General features: G+C 60.4%; 21 protein-coding genes. 13 read left to right on the forward strand and 8 right to left on the reverse strand.

Annotated elements, in window-relative coordinates:
* Positions 1-25: 25 nt before the first annotated feature.
* Entirely contained in the window at positions 26-397 is a 372-nt protein-coding gene (locus tag RIB87_RS06315) for a hypothetical protein (protein WP_350144679.1), read from the forward strand.
* 14 nt (positions 398-411) lie between these two features.
* Here RIB87_RS06315 and RIB87_RS06320 read toward each other — a convergent pair whose 3' ends face one another.
* Positions 412-1,650, reverse strand: a complete 1,239-nt coding sequence (locus tag RIB87_RS06320) for an FAD-dependent monooxygenase (RefSeq protein WP_502943226.1) — start codon at positions 1,648-1,650, stop codon at positions 412-414.
* A gap of 103 nt (positions 1,651-1,753) precedes the next feature.
* Here RIB87_RS06320 and RIB87_RS06325 point away from each other — a divergent pair, with 103 nt between their 5' ends.
* Positions 1,754-3,112 (forward strand): amidase, encoded by a 1,359-nt coding sequence (locus RIB87_RS06325; protein ID WP_350144683.1) that lies wholly within the window; start codon positions 1,754-1,756, stop codon positions 3,110-3,112.
* A gap of 71 nt (positions 3,113-3,183) precedes the next feature.
* On the opposite strand, the gene RIB87_RS06330 is transcribed toward RIB87_RS06325, so the two are convergent.
* Positions 3,184-5,487 (reverse strand): PQQ-dependent dehydrogenase, methanol/ethanol family, encoded by a 2,304-nt coding sequence (locus RIB87_RS06330; RefSeq protein WP_350144686.1) that lies wholly within the window; start codon positions 5,485-5,487, stop codon positions 3,184-3,186.
* A 437-nt stretch (positions 5,488-5,924) separates the two neighbouring features.
* On the opposite strand from RIB87_RS06330, the gene RIB87_RS06335 reads away from it, so the two are divergent.
* From RIB87_RS06335 to RIB87_RS06345, 3 genes are all read left to right on the forward strand, one after another.
* Entirely contained in the window at positions 5,925-6,263 is a 339-nt protein-coding gene (locus tag RIB87_RS06335; RefSeq protein ID WP_043950300.1) for a P-II family nitrogen regulator, read from the forward strand.
* A gap of 29 nt (positions 6,264-6,292) precedes the next feature.
* Entirely contained in the window at positions 6,293-7,633 is a 1,341-nt protein-coding gene (locus RIB87_RS06340; RefSeq protein WP_502943213.1) for an ammonium transporter, read from the forward strand.
* A 477-nt stretch (positions 7,634-8,110) separates the two neighbouring features.
* Positions 8,111-9,379: an ammonium transporter gene (locus RIB87_RS06345; RefSeq protein ID WP_350144689.1), complete on the forward strand. Its 1,269-nt coding sequence runs from the start codon at positions 8,111-8,113 to the stop codon at positions 9,377-9,379.
* Here the strand turns inward: RIB87_RS06345 and RIB87_RS06350 are convergent.
* Positions 9,376-9,750: a hypothetical protein gene (locus tag RIB87_RS06350; RefSeq protein ID WP_350144691.1), complete on the reverse strand. Its 375-nt coding sequence runs from the start codon at positions 9,748-9,750 to the stop codon at positions 9,376-9,378. The two genes, RIB87_RS06345 and RIB87_RS06350, sit on opposite strands and share 4 nt — an antisense overlap.
* Before the next feature lie 283 nt (positions 9,751-10,033).
* Here RIB87_RS06350 and RIB87_RS06355 point away from each other — a divergent pair, with 283 nt between their 5' ends.
* The 5 genes from RIB87_RS06355 to RIB87_RS06375 all read left to right on the forward strand — a co-directional run bounded on the left by RIB87_RS06355 (position 10,034) and on the right by RIB87_RS06375 (position 16,252).
* Positions 10,034-11,236 carry an aminotransferase class I/II-fold pyridoxal phosphate-dependent enzyme gene (locus tag RIB87_RS06355; protein WP_350145590.1) on the forward strand — a complete coding sequence of 401 codons (1,203 nt, stop codon included), beginning with the start codon at positions 10,034-10,036 and terminating at the stop codon, positions 11,234-11,236.
* A gap of 2 nt (positions 11,237-11,238) precedes the next feature.
* Complete coding sequence (locus RIB87_RS06360) at positions 11,239-13,671, forward strand: DNA translocase FtsK (RefSeq protein ID WP_350144693.1); 2,433 nt, start codon at positions 11,239-11,241, stop codon at positions 13,669-13,671.
* A gap of 90 nt (positions 13,672-13,761) precedes the next feature.
* Positions 13,762-14,382 carry a LolA family protein gene (locus RIB87_RS06365; protein ID WP_350144696.1) on the forward strand — a complete coding sequence of 207 codons (621 nt, stop codon included), beginning with the start codon at positions 13,762-13,764 and terminating at the stop codon, positions 14,380-14,382.
* Between the two features lie 431 nt (positions 14,383-14,813).
* On the forward strand, positions 14,814-15,437 hold the full coding sequence (locus RIB87_RS06370; protein WP_350144698.1) for a hypothetical protein: 624 nt from the start codon (positions 14,814-14,816) through the stop codon (positions 15,435-15,437).
* Between the two features lie 17 nt (positions 15,438-15,454).
* Positions 15,455-16,252: an exodeoxyribonuclease III gene (locus tag RIB87_RS06375; RefSeq protein ID WP_350144700.1), complete on the forward strand. Its 798-nt coding sequence runs from the start codon at positions 15,455-15,457 to the stop codon at positions 16,250-16,252.
* Between the two features lie 10 nt (positions 16,253-16,262).
* On the opposite strand, the gene RIB87_RS06380 is transcribed toward RIB87_RS06375, so the two are convergent.
* The 3 genes from RIB87_RS06380 to RIB87_RS06390 are packed head-to-tail and all read right to left on the reverse strand — an operon-like array spanning position 16,263 to position 18,004.
* The gene (locus tag RIB87_RS06380; RefSeq protein WP_350144702.1) at positions 16,263-17,030 is read right to left on the reverse strand and encodes an enoyl-CoA hydratase/isomerase family protein; all 768 of its coding nucleotides are present in this window, start codon (positions 17,028-17,030) and stop codon (positions 16,263-16,265) included.
* A 47-nt stretch (positions 17,031-17,077) separates the two neighbouring features.
* Complete coding sequence (locus tag RIB87_RS06385; RefSeq protein ID WP_350144705.1) at positions 17,078-17,539, reverse strand: PaaI family thioesterase; 462 nt, start codon at positions 17,537-17,539, stop codon at positions 17,078-17,080.
* Between the two features lie 33 nt (positions 17,540-17,572).
* Positions 17,573-18,004, reverse strand: coding sequence for a cyclic nucleotide-binding domain-containing protein (locus RIB87_RS06390; protein ID WP_350144707.1), 432 nt, complete (start codon positions 18,002-18,004; stop codon positions 17,573-17,575).
* Between the two features lie 99 nt (positions 18,005-18,103).
* Here RIB87_RS06390 and RIB87_RS06395 point away from each other — a divergent pair, with 99 nt between their 5' ends.
* A complete protein-coding gene (locus RIB87_RS06395) occupies positions 18,104-18,559 on the forward strand; it encodes an acyl-CoA thioesterase (RefSeq protein ID WP_350144709.1) in 456 nt (151 codons plus the stop codon).
* Here RIB87_RS06395 and RIB87_RS06400 read toward each other — a convergent pair.
* The gene (locus tag RIB87_RS06400; protein ID WP_350144711.1) at positions 18,556-18,795 is read right to left on the reverse strand and encodes a hypothetical protein; all 240 of its coding nucleotides are present in this window, start codon (positions 18,793-18,795) and stop codon (positions 18,556-18,558) included. The genes RIB87_RS06395 and RIB87_RS06400 overlap by 4 nt on opposite strands.
* A 169-nt stretch (positions 18,796-18,964) precedes the next feature.
* Here RIB87_RS06400 and RIB87_RS06405 point away from each other — a divergent pair, with 169 nt between their 5' ends.
* Complete coding sequence (locus RIB87_RS06405) at positions 18,965-19,183, forward strand: hypothetical protein (RefSeq protein WP_350144713.1); 219 nt, start codon at positions 18,965-18,967, stop codon at positions 19,181-19,183.
* Here RIB87_RS06405 and RIB87_RS06410 read toward each other — a convergent pair.
* Positions 19,165-19,854, reverse strand: a complete 690-nt coding sequence (locus RIB87_RS06410) for a response regulator transcription factor (RefSeq protein WP_350144715.1) — start codon at positions 19,852-19,854, stop codon at positions 19,165-19,167. The two genes, RIB87_RS06405 and RIB87_RS06410, sit on opposite strands and share 19 nt — an antisense overlap.
* A 341-nt stretch (positions 19,855-20,195) precedes the next feature.
* Between RIB87_RS06410 and RIB87_RS06415 the strand changes: the two genes are divergently transcribed.
* Positions 20,196-20,945 (forward strand): hypothetical protein, encoded by a 750-nt coding sequence (locus RIB87_RS06415; protein WP_350144717.1) that lies wholly within the window; start codon positions 20,196-20,198, stop codon positions 20,943-20,945.
* Positions 20,946-20,972: the final 27 nt, after the last annotated feature.

The raw sequence follows: 20,972 nt of genomic DNA on the forward strand, positions 1-20,972 counted from the left end.
GACACACGCGGGAGAGGGACAGACAATGACGCTGATAACAGACAACATATTCTGGATACTGATTGTTTCAGGCGCACTCACGTCAACCATGCTGTTGGCAGCCGTAGCCCCACGCCCTGTATTTCAGCAGTTTTTTGGCAACCCGCTGGAAGGGCCGCTTGGCAACGCCATCATGCGCAACTGGGGCCTGATCGTCGGCATGTCCGGCCTGTTGCTCATCTACTCAGCATTTGACGAAACCATCCGTACACCAATCATGCTGTTTTCCATTATCGGAAAGCTGTTCTTTGTGGGCCTGGTGTTCGCAGCCGGCGGTAGTCTCAGGGCGGCCCGCGGTGGTGCACTCATTGACCTTGTGATTTGCGCACTGTTCGTTGCCTATCTCATTGGCACCTGACAAAACGCCAGCGGCTAGCCGCGCATCAGCCTCGGCAACTCGCCAACGGCACCGGCCGCCTGCCGCATGAACAGGCGGCGCGCAGGGCCGAAACGGTTGACGAGATCAAGCCCGATGTCGCGGGCAAACCGCAGCAGCGCGATGTCGTTTGAGAACAGGCGGTTGAGGCCGTCTGTCATGGCGGCAAGTGCTGTGCTGTCAAACCGCCGCCAGCGCTGGTAGCGGTCCAGCACCGTCAGTGCGCCAATGTCCAGGCCCACGTCACGAGCCTCTACCAGCACATCAACCAGCGCCGCTACATCGCGCACACCCAGGTTGTAACCCTGCCCTGCGAGCGGATGAATGGCGTGCGCGGCATCCCCCACCAGCGCAAGGCGCGGACGCACATATTCACGCGCCAGTTGCAGCGACAACGGATAAGACCAGCGCGGACCTTCAGGCCGGCACGCGCCAAGATAACTGCCGAACCTGTCCTGTGCTTCTGCCGCAAAGGCTGCGTCATCCAGCGCCATCAAATCGGCAGCGACGGATTTTTTTTCGGTCCACACAAGCGACGAGCGGTTGCCGGTCATCGGCAGAACCGCAAACGGCCCGCCGGGCAAAAAATATTCCTGCGCCACACCTTCATGCGGCAGGTCGTGCGTCATGGTGGTGACAATGCCGGCCTGATCGTATCCCCAGCCGACGGTTCTGATACCTGCCTGTTCGCGCACCGGGCTGCCACGCCCGTCTGCCGCCACACACAAAGCTGCACGCACCGCCGATCCGTCATCAAGTGACACATCCACATGCCCGGGGTGATAAGCGACATTCTGAACGCGGGCGGGCGCAATCAGCGTGATTGCATCACACGCTGCAACCGCATCCAGCAGCGCTTCGCGCAGGTGGCGGTTTTCAACAAAGTGGCCCAGCGGCGCACTGCCGGTTTCATCGGCGATTTCAGCCGCGGCAAAATGCAGAAACATCGGCGACGCTCCTTCGCGCACCTTACCGTCAGTCACCAGAATGTCGTTGATCGGTTGCTCGCGGCCTTGAAGGCGGTGGGCGATGCCGAGCGCCTCAAACAGCCGCCATGACGCATAGGCAATGGATGAGTTACGGCCATCATAGGCCGCACCCACCACCGTCCTGGGGTCCTGCGCATCCACCACAACCACACGAAACGGCGCCCCTGCCCGACCACTCGCAAGCGCCAGTGCAGCGGTCAGCCCCACAAGGCCGCCACCGGCAATGACAATATCTGTTTCCTGCATGTTCATAGGGGCAAGGTGGCTCACCGCCTGCAGATCAGCAAGCCCTGGCAGCACTGCACGGCAAACCGTGGCGAAATGTCCCGCACCAGCATACGCTGCCCACATGACATCTCCCGCGCCGCTTACAGCCCTGGAAATTGGCAAAGCCATTTCCGACGGAACCATTGATCCACGCGATTTGCTGGAAGGCTATGCCGCCCGCATTGCCGAACGCGATGCAGAGGCGCGCATTTTTTACCGCACGACCTTGCCGCGCGCCCGCGCCGAGGCAAAGGCGGCCCGTGAACGTGCGCGGGCAGGCCTTGGGCGCTCTCCCCTCGATGGTGTGCCGCTTTCGTGGAAAGACCTGTTTGACAGCGCGGGCACACAAACACCTGCGGGATCAAAGATGCTGGCCGGTCGTGTGCCCCGGCACGACGCTGCGGCGTTGGCCCGGCTTACGGCAGCAGGCACGGTCTGCATCGGCAAAACAGCAATGACGGAACTCGCGTTTTCCGGTCTTGGCATAAACCCGGTTTACGGAACACCGGCCAATGCGTGGGACGCCGGAACTGAGCGTGTGCCCGGCGGCTCGTCTTCGGGTGCTGCCGTCAGCCTCGCGCACGATATGTGTGCAGCGGCAATCGGCACCGACACCGGCGGCTCGGTGCGCATTCCCGCATCATGGAACGGCCTTGTTGGATTCAAACCAAATCATGGCAGCATATCAACGCGGGGTGTTGTGCCTCTTTGTCTGTCGCTGGACACTGTCGGCCCGCTGACCCGCTGTGTGTCAGATGCAGCAGCATTGTTTGCGCTGATGGCAGGTACGCGCGCACCAGTGCTGGAAGATGAGACGCTCCGGGGGCGGAGCATCATTGTGCCTGATGAGCTCGTGTTTGATGATGCAGATGCCGGCATTGCGCAGGCTGTGGAAGCTGCGCTCGACACCATTGAAAAGTCAGGCGCCCACGTGCGCCGCGAGGCTGCTGACCCCATAAGCCGAATGAATACACTGACATGGGACAGCGGCATTTCGCTTGCCGCCGTTGAAGCCTGGGGGCATTGGGGTGACACGATCAAGCGGCACGGCGCACTGATGTATCCGCCCGTCCGCGCCCGATTTGAGGGTGGCGCAAAACCATCCGCGCAGGACGTATGGAGGCTTATGATCGAACGCAACCACCAGCGTTCCGCCCTCAGTGCGCAGTTGGCAGCGGTGGATGCCATTGCCATGCCGACCATCCCCATTGATCCACCGTCCATCGCAGCCCTTGCAGATGGTGGCCCTGACTATGACCGTGCCAACCGGCTGGCGCTGCGTAACACAACCTTGGCCAATCAACTGGACATGTGCGCCATAACGCTTCCCGTGGGCACCAGCGCGGCGGGCTTGCCGGTTGGCCTGATGCTGATGGCTCCAAGGGGCCGTGACGTGCGGTTGTTGCGCCTCGCCCACGCCGTGGAGAGGGCGCTGGCTTGAAGACGCGGCCATAAAAAACGGGTGCCGGAAAAACCGGCACCCGCTCTTTTTATCCGTAGGCAGACTAAAGCCTAGCCGCCCTGCGACCCGGCTGCGATCGCCGCCTTGCGGTCTTCGCGGGCGCGGGTAACGATGTAGCCATAGATCAGATCGATCTCTTCATCAGAATGAAGGTCCGAGAACTTTGCCATACCTGTGTGGCCCAGCATTCCATCCGCCACAATCGCCTTGAAGTTTTCATGGATGACCGGCGACATGTAGCGAAGGTCAGGAATAACCCCCGGTGAAATGGCCAGAGCGCCATGACACAGCGCACAGGTTCCCATGAACAGCACACCGCCCTGCCGTACTTCGGCAGCGGTAAGCTGCACGTCAGAAGGCGGTTCGGGGATGTTGAGGTTTTTCTCGGTCACCTGCGGATACTCCGCCGTACCGCCAACCTCAAACACGAGCAACCGGCCTTCGTTGCCATAACGCGCCGCCGACGCCGTGCGGGCATCGCCTGCGGTGATGGCCGCACCGCCCCAGCCAAGCAGCACAGCAACATATTGCTTGCCATCAACCGCATAGGTGATGGGTGGCGCAATGATGCCTGTCTTGGTTTCAACTTCCCAAAGCTGCTCGCCATTGTCCGCACGGTAGGCGCGGAACATGCCATCGCCAGTACCCTGGAACACCAGGTTGCCCGCTGTTGTCAGCACGCCCCCGTTCCAGTGGTCCTTGTGGATGACCGCCCAGGCTTCTTCCTGCTTGACCGGATCCCATGCCTTAAGAACACCGCGGTTGTAGGGAAGATCGCCTTCGGCTTCCAGTGTCTCGATGATGGTGTCGTAATAGGCATCCCACTTCATGCCGGTGTTCCACCAGCGGTCACGGATTTCATGCACCTCCTGGGAATCCGCATAGATGCCGAATGTCTCCATGGCGGGGATGTACACCAGCCCCGTGTCCGGGTTGAACGCCATCGGATGCCAGTTATGGCCGCCGATCGCGCCTGGCAGAACAATCTGCGTTTGGTCTTCGTAATCGGATTCCGGTGCCTCCACGGGCCGCCCGGTTTCCATGTCCACATGGGTGGCCCATGTTGCGAGCGTATATTTCTCGGCCGAAATAAGTTCGCCCGTCACCCGGTCCAGAACATAGAAGAACCCGTTCTTGGGTGCCTGCATCGCAACCTTGCGCATCTCACCGTCTATTTCGAGATCGGCCAGAATAATGTGCTGTGTAGCGGTGTAGTCCCATGTGTCGCCGGGCGTTGTCTGATAGTGCCATTTGAGATCGCCCGTATCCGGGTCCACCGCGAGAATGGACGACAGATAGAGGTTGTCGCCACCACCGGGAGACCGCACATAGCGCGACCATGGCGAGCCGTTGCCGGTCCCCACGTAAAGCGTGTTGAGCTCCGGATCATAGACCATGGTGTCCCAGGTGGTGCCGCCCCCGCCGATTTCCCACCACGGCGGGCCGGTGTAATCCTCGCCCATGGACCATGTATCCATGGCCGCTTCGAGAGCCGGGCTTTCAGCAGGCTCGTCCGGGTTGCCGGGCACCGTATAGAAGCGCCAAAGTTGCTCGCCGGTATTGGCGTCGTAGGCCGTGAAGTAACCGCGCACCCCAAGCTCGGCGCCGCCATTGCCGATAATGACCTTGCCATTGATGACGCGCGGCGCACCCGTGATCGTATAGGGCGGCGTGTTGTTGATGGTATCCACCTGCCACACAGGTTCGCCCGTCCTGGCATCCAGCGCATGGAGGCGTCCGTCGAATGACGCCACATATACCTTGCCGTCCCACACGGCCACGCCACGGTTCACCACATCACAGCAGCCATAGCGGCCCCATTCGCCGGGCACTTCAGGATCAAACACCCAAAGCTCCTCGCCGGTGCGCGCATCAAGGGCGTGCGTCACACCCCAGTTGCCGGTCATGAACATGTAGCCGTCCACCACGATGGGCGACGCTTCAAGGCCACGGTTTGTATACATCTCATAGGACCACGACAGGCCCAGCTCAGACACATTGTCGGCGTTGATCTCATTGAGCGGCGAATAGCGCTGCTCTGAGTAGGTGCGCCCGTGCGCCAGCCAGTTCTGTGGCTCGCTGTCAGCATCAATAATGCGTGCCGCCGTAATCTTGGTGGCGTCTGCAATACTCTTTCGGGCTGTGTTTTCAGCAGGCGCTGCTGGCTCTCCGGCAGCCACCTCCGCAGGGACCGCTTCCTCTACAGCCGCCGGAACCGTCGCCTGCACGGCCTGATCCGCATCCAACGGTCCGCGATCAGGGCCAAGCGCCACCGCAGAAACAACAAACACCGCAACAATGGCCAGACCGGCCATGGCCGGGGTCACAGACCCCGCACCCTTCCAATAACTCATGCTGGTCCCCTCCAAGGGTAGGGCACAAAAAGCCCCGACAGACGGTGCCGCTGATTATTCGCGGCGTTTTTTCAACTATTCAGCCACGAAACTAGCGCGCCTTCGCCGTTTGTGAAAGCGGGAGCAAAAATTACCCCTCAAAGTACGCACAAAAAATGGGCATTTACCTGTGGCCGCCTACTAATTAGGCGGAATTACCGCCTCAGCGCTGTGCACCGAATCTGACCCCCGGTGATTCTGACCGTGATTCCAACGCGCTAGCCGGTTAATGCCGACTTGGCACGCTTCATGATTCCTTAATGGTCGCCTGGGGGGCTGGAGCGCACGAAATCATGCGCGTTTTCTCCGGGAACACATCAAGGCGATCGGCGCTCGTGCCGGTCGCCACACAACTAGGCCAGTGAGAAACCGGCCAGAGCCCATACGAAGGAGGCCCAATGAAACTGGTTATGGCAGTCATCAAGCCGTTCAAACTGGACGAAGTCCGCGAGGCACTGACCTCGCTCGGCGTTCAGGGTTTGACGGTGACGGAAGTGAAGGGGTTCGGGCGGCAGAAGGGCCACACCGAAGTCTATCGCGGCGCTGAATATGCCGTGAGCTTTCTGCCCAAACTGAAAATCGAAGTTGTCATCAAGGACGAGCAGGTGGAGCAGGTGGTCGAATCGATCGCCTCCAACGCCAAGACCGGCCAGATCGGCGACGGCAAGATCTTTGTGTACCCGATCGATCAAGTGATGCGCATCCGCACCGGCGAGACCGACGGCGACGCGCTTTAAGAGATTTCGTGTGAGAGGAGAAATCTACTATGGATAACCTGAAGAAGTTCTGGGGTCTTGCCATTGCGGTAGCCCTTACGGGCATGCTGCTGGTGGACCCGGCACTTGCCCAGGAGGCTGAAGAGGCACCGCCCTCAACATCTCCCGAAGAAGCCTATTTCGTATTCAACACGCTGCTGTTCCTGATCGGCGGCTTCCTGGTTATGTGGATGGCAGCAGGTTTTGCCATGCTCGAAGCCGGTCTCGTTCGCTCAAAGAACGTGGCCATGCAGTGCACCAAGAACATCGGCCTGTTCTCTATTGCGGGCCTGATGTACTGGCTGGTCGGCTACAACCTTATGTATGACGGCGTCGATGGGGGTTACCTCGGCTCGTTCACATGGTTCGCCCATCCTGAGCACAGCGCAGAAGACCTTACCTACGCTGCGGGCACATCAGACTGGTTCTTCCAGATGGTGTTCTGTGCAACCACCGCGTCCATCGTGTCCGGTACGGTTGCCGAGCGCATCAAGCTGTGGCCGTTCCTGATCTTCGTTGCCATCCTGACGGGCTTCATTTACCCGATCCAGGCGTCCTGGCAGTGGGGCGGCGGCTGGCTCTCAGAAATGGGCTTCTCCGACTTCGCCGGTTCTACGCTTGTGCACTCCACAGGTGGTTGGGCAGCGCTCGTTGGTGCCATTGTTCTGGGTGCACGTGCAGGCAAATACGGTCCCGATGGCCAGATCAATGCGATCCCCGGTTCATCCCTTCCGCTTGCCACGCTTGGTACGTTCATCCTGTGGCTCGGCTGGTTCGGCTTCAACGGCGGTTCACAGCTTGCTCTTGGTACGCTTGGTGATGCGTCTGACGTCAGCCGTATCTTCGCCAACACCAACATCGCGGCTGCCGCAGGTGTTGTGGTTGCGATGGTGCTGACCCAGGTCATCTACAAGAAGGTGGACCTCACCATGGCACTTAACGGTGCTCTGGCCGGTCTTGTGTCAATCACGGCTGAGCCGCTGACACCGACCTTCCTGTCAGCAGCTCTTATCGGTGGTGCCGGTGGCCTCATCGTGGTGCTGACCGTGCCGCTTCTTGACCGCCTTCACATCGACGATGTGGTCGGCGCAGTCCCGGTTCACCTGTTCGCAGGTATCTGGGGCACGATGGCGGTTCCCCTCACCAATGGCGACACGAACTTCGTGACGCAGTTCATTGGTGTGGCTTCAATCGGCGCCTTCGTGGTGGTGGCCAGCCTGCTGTTCTGGCTGATCCTCCGCTTCACGATCGGCATCCGGGCGTCTGCCGAGGAAGAGATGGAGGGTCTCGACCGCTCCGAACTCGGCCTCGAAGCCTACCCGGAGTTTGGCCGCGGATCGCAAACCATCTAATGGCGATCTAACGCTCAACCAACTCAAACAGCACCGGGGCGCGGTTTGCCCCGCCCCGGTGCCCTCCTTGTTTCCTCCGCTCTGTTTTGCCCTTCTCCCTTGAAGGTCGCGTCACAGAGCAACCTCCCAACTTGAGGCCCGGCGGTTTTTCCGCCGGGCCTTTTCTTTTGAGCTCATCGGTCTTTTGGCTGATCCGGCCCGTGTGCCCAATTGCCCATGTGCCGCGCCAAATTGCACACTTCGTCTAAGGCTGTTTGTTGTGCATACTGCCAGCCTGCTAACCAACGAAACAGGCGGGACCAAAAACACCGCACAAAGACTATGGATCGACGCCCACCACGCTGCCCGCAAAAGCAGCCGGAGGGATCAAAATCTGTGCAGCACCAATCGCGGTCAACGATGCGGTCACAGCACAAACGGCAAAAACAAAACGGGCGCTGACCACAGCGTCTCATTCCTGGAGGGGGAACCAGAATAATGGAAAACTTCGATCCGGCGGCTGTCTCGACGGCCCTGACCGGCGCAGACGTGTTTTTCGTGCTGATGGGCGCGATACTTGTGTTTGCCATGCATGGCGGCTTCGCATTCTTGGAAGTCGGCACGGTGCGGCGCAAAAACCAGGTCAACGCGCTGGTCAAGATCATGGTGGATTTTTCAATCTCCACCGTCTCTTATTTTTTCGTCGGCTTCATGGTCGCATACGGCACCACATTCTTCCTGTCCGCCACCATCCTGTCAGGCAATGCGCCTGGCCCCGATGGCGTCCAGTTCGCAGGCTCAGGCCTCGACCTTGTGAAGTTCTTCTTCCTGGCAACGTTTGCCGCAGCCATCCCCGCCATCATTTCAGGCGGCATTGCCGAACGCGCCAAGTTCTGGCCACAGGCGATGGCAACAGCCGTCATCGTCGGTCTGATCTACCCGTTCTTTGAAGGTCTGATCTGGAACGGCAATTACGGTATCCAGGAAACACTCGAAGCAACCTTTGGTGCGCCGTTCCGTGACTTTGCGGGGTCTGTCGTTGTGCATGCCGTTGGTGGCTGGCTCGCGCTGGGCGCCGTGCTGGTGCTTGGCCCCCGGCTTGGCCGCTACAAGCCCGGTCAGCCCGCAGCGCAGGGCATTCCGCCCTCCAACATTCCATGGCTCGCAATGGGTTCGTGGATGCTGTGCATCGGCTGGTTCGGCTTCAACGTGATGACCGCAGGTTCCCTTGAAGGCGTGACCGGGCTTGTTGCCATCAACTCACTCATGGCGCTGGTCGGCGGCGTCATTGCCGCCGTCATTGTCGGCCGCAACGATCCGGGTTTCGTGCACAACGGCGCGCTCGCAGGTCTTGTGGCTGTGTGTGCCGGGTCTGACATCATGCACCCCATCGGCTCGCTGATTACCGGTGGTGTGGCAGGCGCACTCTTTGTAGTCACGTTCCAGTTGGCGCAAAACCGCTGGAAAATTGACGATGTGCTGGGCGTGTGGCCACTGCATGGTCTGTGCGGCGCATGGGGCGGCATTGCTGCGGGCATCTTCGGCTCAACCGCACTGGGCGGCATGGGCGGCGTGGCCCTTGGCTCGCAGATAGTCGGTACCGTGATGGGGGCCGGATATGCGCTCATTCTGGGTTACGTGCTCTATGGCGTTCTCAATGCCACCATCGGCATTCGCCTGACGCCGGAAGATGAAGAGCGCGGCGCGGACCTGTCGGTCCACTCGATCTCGGCCTACCCGGAGGACGACCTCACTTCGAGGCGCTAGCCCGCAGGGAATACCAGACCAAACGGCACAAGGCCCGGCTGCGAAAGCGGTCGGGCCTTTGCTGTTGCACCATAGTGCGCGGGCTGGGGCACAACGGCAAAACTTGTTTTGCCGGCAAGCGTAAGCGCGCGGCCTGCCTGTTGATGTGCTGCGACACGTCTCCAGCGGACAATGACCTTTCCGGCACGCGGGGCAAACCACAAGGTGAGCCCGCCGGCAAAAACAGCCAGATCAATTATCAGCGCCTGCATGATGTTGAAACCCATGGCAATGGACGCGCACAAAACATAAAGGCCCGCAAAGGCCGCCGTGAATGCCATCAGCCCGCCCAGATGGGCAAGCCTGCTGGTGGCAGCGTATGATCCGGTCACATGCATCTCATCTCACCCGCCTGTACATCTTTTGAAGCAACATCGGTTCGAGCTTGAGATGAATCCTAGACGCCAGATATTGCACCTGCCCTGACAAGGCCGTTGGCAATTCGTTCAACTTGTAAGCAGCCGCTTTACGGATTTAGAGGCATGACCCCAAGCGCCGCGTTAACAAAGCGTTAAGCCTAAGGCTTCAGGCTGACATGACTGCCCAAAAGCGCCCAAACCCTGCGCCCTGCGCGCTCCTGACGCCCCATCATGACGGACCCCGTTCGTGCCGCATATGACCGCCTCAACTGACCGTTTTGACGGGATGCCCGCGTCGCCATTTGCACGGCTGCGCACACTGCTGGCCGACCATGAGCCCGGCGACACGCCCATCAACATGGCGCTGGGCGAACCGCAGCACCCCTACCCTGACTTCATCCTGCGCGAGATCACGGCCGCTGCAGCAGGCTTTGGACAATACCCGCCTGCCCTTGGCACACCTGCCTTTCGTGCTGCCTGCGCTGGTTGGCTTGAGCGCCGCTATGCGCTTGCCGGTGCGATTGATGCCGATGCCATGATCCTGCCCGCCAATGGCACACGCGAAGCGCTGTTCAACATTGCCCAGGTCATCACACCGCCGGGCACGTCTGACAAAAGCAGTTCCCGCCCTTCGATCCTGCTGCCAAACCCGTTTTATCAATGCTACGCAGCCGCAGCGCTGGGGGCTGGTGCCATCCCTGTCTATCTGAACGCCACCGCCGCGACAGGCCACCTGCCCGACCTTGCCTCTGTGTCCGAAAAAGAGCTGAAGCGCGCAGCCGCGCTCTACATCTGCTCGCCTGCCAACCCGCAGGGCGCCGCCGCCGACACCGGGTACTGGACATCACTCATCAAGCTCGCCCGTGCCCATGACATCGTCATTGTTGCGGATGAATGCTACGCGGACATTTATACGCGCACACCGCCGACGGGCATTCTGGAAGTAGCGCACCACGCGGGGCTTGGGTTCAACGGCATCATCACTTTCCACTCGCTGTCAAAGCGCAATAATCTGCCGGGTCTGCGGTCCGGATTCTCCGCAGGCGACCCCGACCTGACCGCGCGTTTTGCCAAGTTCCGCAATCTTGCAGCCCCTCAGGTTCCGTTGCCGGTAATGGCCGCCAGCATTGCCGCATGGAACAACGACGATGACGCGGCCCGCAACCGTGCCCTTTACGCTCAAAAGTTCGATGCGGCCGCCAACATCCTTGGCAACCGTTTTGACTTTTGCGTTCCCGACGGCGGCTTCTTTTTATGGTTGAACATGGCTGAGGCTGGCGGCGGAGAAAAAGCAACCCTTGCCCTGTGGCGCGAAGCTGGTATCCGCGTCCTGCCCGGTGCCTATTTGTCGCGCGACACTGAGCACGGCAATCCGGGTACAGACTATATTCGCGTCGCTCTTGTCGGCAGCCAGCAAGACACCGTTCGTGCCCTTACACGCATGTCGGAGATTTTCTGATCATGCGCCTGTCCGTCAGCATCACATCTGCCTTCGCTGGGGCCATCAACATGGTGCCCCTGGCCGTGCGTGACTTCATCCGTGAGCGGACAAATGAACTCATTGGAGTTACGGCTGTTCTGGGAGCCGTGTGGAGCGCGGTCGCCCTTGCCTCGTGGAGCCCGCGCGACCCCAGTCTGAACAATGCAACCACCGCCACACCTCAGAACTGGCTGGGTGAGGACGGCGCCATGGTTGCGGATCTGATGATCCAGGTCGCAGGTATTGCCGCTGCCGTTCCGGTTCTTGTGATGGCCGTTTGGGGCGCACGTCTTATCGTTCACCTTGAGATTGAGCGTATCGGCCTGCGGCTTCTGGCACTCAGCGCGGCAACGCTGGGGCTCGCCTGCGCTGCCTCCCTGTTTCCCCTGTCAGTGCTGCCCGGCGCAGGCGGCGCGTCAGGCGCAATGGTGCTGGCATTTGCCACAAATATTGCCGGCGACATTGTAGCGCCCGTCATTGCGCTGCTGGCAGGCGCAGGCGGGATGCTGCTAGCCGCATGGGCGATGCCTGTCTCCATCGACCAGATTGCCCGCACTGCTCCGTGGCTTGTCGATTTTGTGCGGGAGGTCGCGTGGCGTTTGCGCCCTGCAACAGCCGCTATCGGCGGAACCATAAAGGCAACCACACTGCTGCTGGTGCGTTTCTTTAGCCGCGGCGACGATGACGATGCGCCCGACCGCGGCGACCGGCGCGAGCCGGTCTTCGGCCAGCGCCGCCGTGACGAGGCGGCGGGCCGCAACGGTCCTGTAGGCATTGCCGGACCAGACGACAGCCCGACAGTCTCCAAACGCGTGACCCGCATTTCAAAGCCGGTGCGGGAAAGCAAACGCGCGGCGGCAGAGCGCGAGCCGACCCTCGACCTGGTGCCCAACGCCGATTACGAACTGCCACCGCTCTCGCTCCTCAGCAAGCCAATCGCACGCCAGGGTGAGACGATCTCAGACGAGGCGCTGCAACAAAACGCCCGCATCCTTGAAAGCGTGCTGGAAGACTTTGGCATTCGCGGCGAGATCATTGAAGTGCGCCCCGGTCCGGTCGTCACCATGTATGAGCTGCAACCCGCACCGGGCATCAAGTCCAGCCGCGTCATCGGCCTGGCAGACGATATTGCCCGCTCCATGAGTGCCGTCTCGGCCCGCGTGGCCGTGGTGCCCGGACGCAATGTCATCGGCATCGAACTGCCAAACGCCAAACGCGAGACGGTTTTCCTGCGTGAGCTTCTGGCGTCAACTGACTACGAGGCCACCGCCACACATCTGGGTCTGGCGCTCGGCAAGGACATTGCCGGTGAACCGGTAATCCGCGACCTGTCGCGTATGCCGCATTTGCTGATTGCAGGCACAACAGGCTCAGGCAAGTCGGTCGGCATCAACACAATGATTTTGTCGCTGCTGTATCGGCTGTCGCCGGACCAGTGCAAACTGATCCTGATTGACCCCAAGATGCTGGAATTGTCCGTGTACGACGGAATACCGCATCTGCTCTCCCCTGTTGTGACAGACCCCAAGAAGGCGGTGGTGGCCCTCAAGTGGGTCGTGCGCGAAATGGAAGAGCGTTACAAGATCATGTCAAAGCTCGGCGTCCGCAACATCGAGGGCTACAACACCCGCGTGGCCGAAGCGCTTGAGAACGAAGAAATGTTGTCGCGCACCGTACAGACCGGCTTTGACCCCGATACCGGCTCCCCGGTTTACGAAGACGAGCAAATGGAACCGACACCGATGCCGTTCATCGTCGTCGTCGTGGACGAGATGGCCGACCTGATGATGGTGGCCGGCAAAGAGATTGAAGGGGCCGTGCAGCGTCTGGCCCAGATGGCGCGCGCGGCAGGCATTCACATGATTACGGCAACCCAGCGCCCGTCGGTTGATGTCATCACCGGCACCATCAAAGCTAATTTCCCCACCCGCATTTCGTTTCAGGTCACATCCAAAATCGACAGCCGGACCATCTTGGGCGAACAGGGTGCCGAACAACTTCTGGGTCAGGGCGACATGCTGTACATGGCCGGCGGCGGCCGCATCCGCCGCGTTCACGGGCCGTTCGTGTCAGACGAGGAAGTGGAAAAGGTCGTTCACTTCCTCAAGAAGCAGGGTGCTCCGCAGTACCTCGAACAAATCACGGCGGAACCCGAAGACGGCGGCGACAGCATGTTTGGCACCGGCGTGGCGGATGGCTCAGGTGATGAGCTGTACGACAAGGCCATCGCTATTGTGGCGCAGGACAAGCGCGCCTCCACCAGCTACATCCAGCGCAAACTGCAGATCGGCTACAACCGCGCCGCCCGGCTGATTGAGCGTATGGAGGAAGAGGGCATCGTCTCCGGCCCCAACCACGCAGGCAAACGCGAGGTGCTGATCGGCGAGATCGGCTCCGGCGATCACGCCTACTAAAACCATCATTTCGCCTGAACTTCTATTCAGGATAGGTTCACGCCGCGCGCTTAGACTGGCGTGACTGTTAACTACCAGGTATCCGCTCCCATGGGTCGTTTTCGCCATATCATTGTGATCTTTGCCGCAGCCGTACTGCTGGCCGCCCCTGCGCGCGCCGACCTGACGCCGCAGCAAAATGCCGACGTCGAGCGCATCAATACCTACCTCAACGACCTCACAAACCTGTCCGGACGGTTCCTGCAGATAAGCCCCGACGGTATGTTGGCCGAAGGCGCGTTTTATCTGGCACGGCCGGGGCGGGCCCGCTTTGACTATGACGACGAAGACCTGATTGTCGTGGCCCGTGGTCAGCAGTTGCTCATCAAGGAAGGCAACTTTGTCACCAACGAGCTGCCGCTCGACGGCACGCCCCTTAAAGTGCTGCTGGGGCGCGACGTTGATCTGGCCAGAGACACGCGCATTGTGGCGATCGATGCCCGCGCCGGCACGCTTTCCGCCACCATTCAGGATCCCGAAGCACCGGAACTGGGACAGGTCACACTGGTTTTTACCGGCCCCGCCCTGCAGCTTCAGCGCTGGATCGTGACGGACGCACAGGGGCTGCGCACCACCATTTCGCTCACCCAGGTGGACTATCCCGAGCGCATTGATCCCGAATTGTTCAGGCTTGAATCCGGCAATTCGTCGTTTCGTGGCCGCCAGGATTAGGCCCCGAAAACCCGACCTGTTAACCACAAAATGTGCGGATCAGCGCCACAAACGGGTCTCCGGGCGCCTGACCGGCACTTTATCCACACCTATCCGCGTGCGGAATCCTCAAGTACTCGGCCCAAAATATGACACTACGTTCACCTTTGCTTTACGAAAGTGACGGATTTGCGTTGAACCCCGCAGCAGTTCGACTTACGTCTAGAGCATTAGCGGGGTCGCGGTTTAAGTGTGTCCGGTTGAGCGTTGCCCCCCCGCTCGTTCACCGGCAAAACCGCACCCAGCCCCGCAAGCGCCGCTGATCCCCCTCTCGGCGCGAAAAGAGCGCTACACGCGCGGCCCCCGGCTGTCCCCGCAGCCGGGGGCTTTTCTTTTGAGTAACCTGAAAAGGGTCATCTGGCGTTTGCCAATACGCCGCGGTAAGAGAGCACATGGCACGCGACTCTTTCCCCACAGATGACAACGACGACGACCTCTCAGGGCCCGAATTGCAGGCGCTTGAATCGGAGCTGCCGTCGCTGGCACGTATCCGCCGGTTTGCCACCGCCGCCACCCGCGTGGACTGGTTCGCCCATGTCGGCGAGCACCCCGGACCCTTCACCATGGACATGGCGGAACACTATGCGGATGCGCTGGGTTTTCCCGATGCCCGCGTGGCACTTGTCACCGACTGGGCAGAAGCAGCAGCAGCCGCTGAAACCCTGGACTTTGACTCAGCCTCCTGGGAAGCCGAAGAACAGCTTCGGTCAGCGCTGACCATGGACGCGCTCGCCGTTTTGAGTGAAGACGCACTATCTGTGGCGCTCACCCATGTGGCAGCCACCATCCACGCGCCAATCCGCACCAGCGTGGAAGAAGCGCTGGCGATCTGGGATGAGCCGACAGATGAAATGCTCGACCTTGCCGTGGGGAGCGCCGTTCAGGCCTGCCATCAGGCAGCCCTCGTGCTTGCGGCCGGGGCCGAAGAAGACCACCCATTTGCATTGCGGTTCCGCCTGTTTGAAGGGGGCCGCTGGCCCATCGGCGTGGCGGGCCTCAGCTTCAACCTGTTTTGAATAAGGCCTGACCCAACGTGTCTCTCAAAGTTGCTACCTGGAACATCAATTCCGTCCGCCTGCGGATTGATCTCGTCACAAAACTTCTGGCCGATGAAGCACCGGACGTCTTGTGCCTTCAGGAAACAAAATGTCCCGACGATCTGTTTCCGGAAAAAGCGCTTCATAAGGCCGGCTACACGCACATCGTTAAAAGCGGCCAGAAGGGATATCACGGCGTGGCTATTGTCGCGCGCGTGCCGCTTGAGAACGCCAGCGTCAAACAGTTCTGCGGCAAGCAGGATTGCCGCCACATTCAAGCGACGGCAAAAGGCGTTGAGATCCACAACTTCTATGTGCCTGCGGGCGGCGACGAACCCGACCCCGTCAAGAACGAAAAGTTTGCGCACAAACTACAGTTCCTCGACGAGATGGCCACATGGTTCAAACGGGCAAAGGCCAAGACAACCGCAAAGCGCGTTGTGGTAGGCGACCTCAATGTCGCCCCGCTGGAACACGACGTGTGGTCGCACAAACAGATGCTGAAAATTGTGAGCCATACACCCGAAGAAGTCGCACGCTTCGAAGCCGTAGTGGCTGCCCACAAATGGATTGACGTACCCCGCCTGTTCACGCCCCACGACGAAAAACTGTATTCGTGGTGGAGCTACCGCGCCAAGGACTGGGAAACGTCCAACCGCGGCCGCCGCCTCGACCACATTTGGGCAAGCCCTGCCCTCGACGGTGCCGCAACCGGCGTTAAAACACTGACACATGCGCGCGGATGGGAGCGCCCGTCAGACCATGCACCGGTGATTGCCGACTTCGCCGTTTAGCGCGCGTTGATCAGCCTTTGACGAACTGCGCGGACGCAGCCCGCGCATCGCGCGTTGCACTGCTGAGCGCGCTTTGATCCGCATCCGCATAGGCCCCCACTTTGTGCAGCGCGCCCGAGAGCGCATTGACCGCCTCTTTCACCATGCGTGTTGCAACCGGAGGCATGTCAGCCGCCTGCATGGCCAGCTTCGTGGCAACAGCCACAGCGTCACCGGCCTCCGCCAACTCGTCCACCAGACCCCAGTCATGGGCCATCTGCGCATTCATGCGCTCGCACAAAATGCAAATGCGCTTGGCCCGTGCAGGCCCCACCATGGAAACAAGCCGCGGCAGCGCGCCCCATTGCAGGTTGATACCGATCCTGACTTCGGGAACGTACAAAAAAGCATCGCGCGACATCACCCGCCAGTCCAGCGCCAGAGGCAGCGCAACACCCGCCCCCACCGCCATGCCCTCAATCGCCGCGACCGTGATTTGCGGCATGTCTTCCCACGCCTGACACAGCTTCACCCCGCGATAATAAACCTCGCGCAGTTCAAGATCGCTGGACGCATCATCATCGCGCGTCGCACGCTCCTTGAGGTCGATGCCTGCCGAAAATGCGTCAGCCCGCCCCGTCAGCACCACGGCGCGGGTTTCAAGATCATCATGAAAGCGGCGCGCGACTTTTGTGAGCTCAAGAATAAGCGCCTGATTGAATGCATTCAGGCTGCCGCCGCGGTCAAACCGCACGACGGCCACGTCACCGTATTTGTCAACTGAAACCAACTCACCCATTATTACCTCCCGCGTTTTTATGATCCGGGAAGTCTAGCAAACGAACATTATGCGGTTGGTTTTTCTTCGCGCTTCTTGAGCGTCACCAGCGTGCAGGTGCTGGAACCCTTGGCCAGCAAAGTGCCTTCCGCATCCAGCAATTCGCCTTCAACGAACACAACGGATTTACCCCGCCGCAATACCCGTCCACGCCCCACAAGCCGTCCGGGTCTGGCGACGGACAGCATGGACACTTTCATTTCCAGCGTTGGTGAAATCTGGCCCCATTCCAGTTTCAGCCCGACGGCAATCGCCAGAATATCGTCCATCATGGCCGCCACCATGCCACCGTGAATGCCGCCCCACAGGTTGCAAAGATTTTCCGTTGCCTCAAACGCAAGCTCAACAGTCCCCGCATCCACATCGCAGTCGATCACTTCAAGACCCAGATACGCGCTGGCCGGTGAGCGGCGCTTGAAGATTGCCTTGATGTTGGGTGGCCACTCATCTGTTGCCCGCGCGCTCGTCATGTGATTTTCCTTTTTGGTTTCCTGAGGGGTGGGCTAGCGCTGAGCAGCCATGCGGAGCTGCGCGCGGATGCCGCCGGCAAGTTGCCGCAGATCGGCGCCTGCCGCCCGCATCATGGCGCGCCCCATGGCCGGATATTCCGTGATCAGCCGCGCGACCAGCGCCCGGTCTATGACCAGCAGGCGCGCGTCGGTCTTAGCCGTCACGGCAGCGCGAAGCGCCACACCCGCCAGCGCGCCGGGTGCATTTATCAGCACACCCGCACCAGCCTCCTGCCCGGCTATGTCGAGGGTGCCCTGTATTACCAGATAGGCCGGCGCATCCTTGGCACCTTCACGCGCCACGCACCAGCCATTTTCAAAATCGCGTTCCTGCGCAGAGAACGCAAGCAGCCGCAACTGCGGCAACTCCACATCACGAAACAGCGGCGCGCGGGCCAGCGCTGCCACGCGATCCTCAAGCGCCATTCCCTGTAGCTCGTTTCGTTCTTTGCCCATGGCCGCAAGTTGTGGCAAAGCAGATGATCTGTTGCAAGCACCCAGGACGCACCCCCCATGAGCAGCTTCATGAGCAGCCCCGACTGGGACCACGAAAACCCGTTTGTCGCCCCCTTCAAAGTGCGCCCCGACGACATTGACGGGTTTGGCCACGTCAACAACGCAGTGTATGTGCGCTGGATAAACGACGGCGCGTGGGCGCACTCAAAGGCGCTGGGCCTGGGCTTTGACAGCTATCGCGACCTTGATGCGGGGTTTGTGGTGGTGCGTCACGAGATTGACTATCTGAGTTCAGCCATGCCCGGCGAAACGGCACTGGTGGCCACCTGGATTACGTCCAACGACATGCGGCTGCGCTTGTCGCGCCGCTTCCAGATATGCGACGAGGCAACAGGGCGCACGCTTGCCCGCGCCACCACTCAATTTGCTGTTATCGCGTTATCAACCGGCCGCCCCAGGCGTATGCCGCAGGCGTTTCGGGAAGGCTATCCGGTGATGTGGCCGCAGGAAAAAATACCCGTCTAGGTTTTTGGCCGGTCGAGCATGATGGCAACGCCCATGGCGAGACTGCCGAAGGTCACGGACAGCCCGCCAAAAAACAAAAGCCCGAACAGCCACCAGTCCGGCGATGCAAACAGCAGCGTGCGCAAGCTGGCGACATTGGTTGCAATCAGCGCACCACCAAACACGAGCCCCGCCGCAAGCCCGGCAACAAGATGCCCCGCCATGAATGTCAGCAGTTTACGTTCTTCCGGCTGCATGCAGATGCGCTCCCGTAACTGCATGAAGGGTTGCACACCCGGCCCGACAAACGGATGCGGCGGCGTGTCGCTGCGACAGCCGCAAACCGCACGCCCATATCTGCCAAGGGTCCCGGCGACCCACCAGGGGCTTCGGCGACCCAGAGCACCAACGAACGGAAGAGCATCCATGAACCATGCCCACAACCTGCTGATGACAATGATCAACGCCCTGTTGGCGCTGGCGCTCGCAGCCCTGCTCATCAGCCCGATGGTGTTCTTTTACGCAGCCCTTGCAGCCGCCCCTGCCATGCTGGTGGTGCTGGTAATCATTACCCTCACCACGCGTGCCAAAGCGCCCCAGTCAGCAAAGGCCCCGCAGTCCCGCGCTCAGGGAACCAGTCTGTAACCGCCGGTTTCCGTTACCAGCAACGCGGCGTTTGACGGGTCAGTCTCAATTTTTTGCCGCAGTCGATAGATGTGTGTTTCCAGCGTGTGCGTTGTGACGCCCGCATTGTATCCCCACACTTCGTGCAGCAGCACATCGCGACCCACCACCCGGTCGCCGGAGCGGTACAGGTATTTGAGGATGGATGTTTCCTTTTCCGTCAGCCGCACTTTCTTATCGGTTTCTTCTTCAAGCAGCAGCTTGGCTGCAGGCTTGAACGTGTACTGACCAATCTTGAAAACTGCATCTTCGCTTTGTTCGTGCTGGCGCAACTGCGCCCGGATACGGGCCAGCAAAACCCCAAACCTGAACGGCTTGGTAACGTAATCATTGGCGCCGGAATCAAGACCCAGAATAGCATCAGAGTCGGAATCATGACCGGTCAGCATGATGATCGGACATTTCACACCCTGACTGCGCAGCAACCGACATACTTCGCGCCCGTCCATGTCCGGCAGGCCCACATCAAGCAGCACAAGGTCCACATGGGCATCCTTGGCCAGCTTCACAGCGTCCGCACCCTTGTCGCAACTGCTGACATCAAACTCCTGGTGCAGATCAAGCTGTTCGGCGAGTGAGTCGCGCAGCGCGTCATCATCATCAACCAGCAGTATTTTCCGGATGTTGCTCATAAAGGGGCCCCCGCCGCCTGAAGGTGACGCCTGCAAATCAACCTGATCTGCCGACGCACATGGTTGTACATTGAACCGGCCCGCCTGCCCAACCTGTCGATCTTGAGAGGGTCAAACACATCACCGGTATCCGCTGTATGTAGGGGCCACACCCGATCAACTGCCACACACAGTGCTTCACCTCCACGTCAACTTGCCGTGAGCGGCATGATGCGCCGGGTCGGGGCAAAACCCGGCAAATAGTGCCGGGGGCAGCGCGGGCTCAAGCATTTAAGTACCTGAAAAATAAGGAGGTTCTGACTGGATTGGGTCTTGCATCCACAAAGGCAAAGGAGCCCCGGATGACCGTTCAGCCGCTCACAATGCCTGCCGCCACGCCCGTGCCCGCCGAACCGACCCACCGGTTTGGCCGCGCGCTGGACGACCGGCTGCCATTTGCGTCCAGCCTTTCAGCTCAAAAAGCCACGGCGGCATCAAAGGCGGAGGCAACGCAGGAGACCACCGGCATGTCGTTTGATGATGTGCTGGACATCATCAACCCGCTGCAACACCTGCCCGTGATATCGACGCTCTACCGCGAAATGACCGGCGACGAAATTGGCCCTGCTGCAAAGGTGGTGGGGGGCGGCTTGTTCGGCGGCATCATTGGGGCCGCAGCATCGCTCGTGGATATTGCCGTCGAGCAGTTTTCCGGCAACGACATGGGCGGCCACATCATGACCGCTCTGTTTAGCGATGAGCCAACGCCCGACGAGCGTTCGATTGCCGAAGCACAAACAGTCGCCACGCCGGTGGGGGCCTCGGCAACGACACCAACAACACCAACGATGGCACCCGTACACCCCGCCAGCACGACACCAGCGATGGAGCCATCACCACCACCAGCAGGCATCAAAACAGACCGGGCCGATGCATCAGCGCCGGTTCCCAACATGAGTGCGGACGCTTTTGATGCACTCATGCGGTCATTCGGGGCGAATGAGGAAAGTGACCGCCCGCATGGTGAGAACAACGGGCACATTTCTCTGGCACCCGGCCTTGCGTATGCGGCACCTGCGCGCGCAGGACAAGTTCTGGATACAGCACTCTAGACATGTGCCGCGCCCGGAAACATGTGC

This window comes from Pyruvatibacter sp., assembly GCF_040219635.1.
GTDB lineage: Bacteria > Pseudomonadota > Alphaproteobacteria > CGMCC-115125 > CGMCC-115125 > Pyruvatibacter.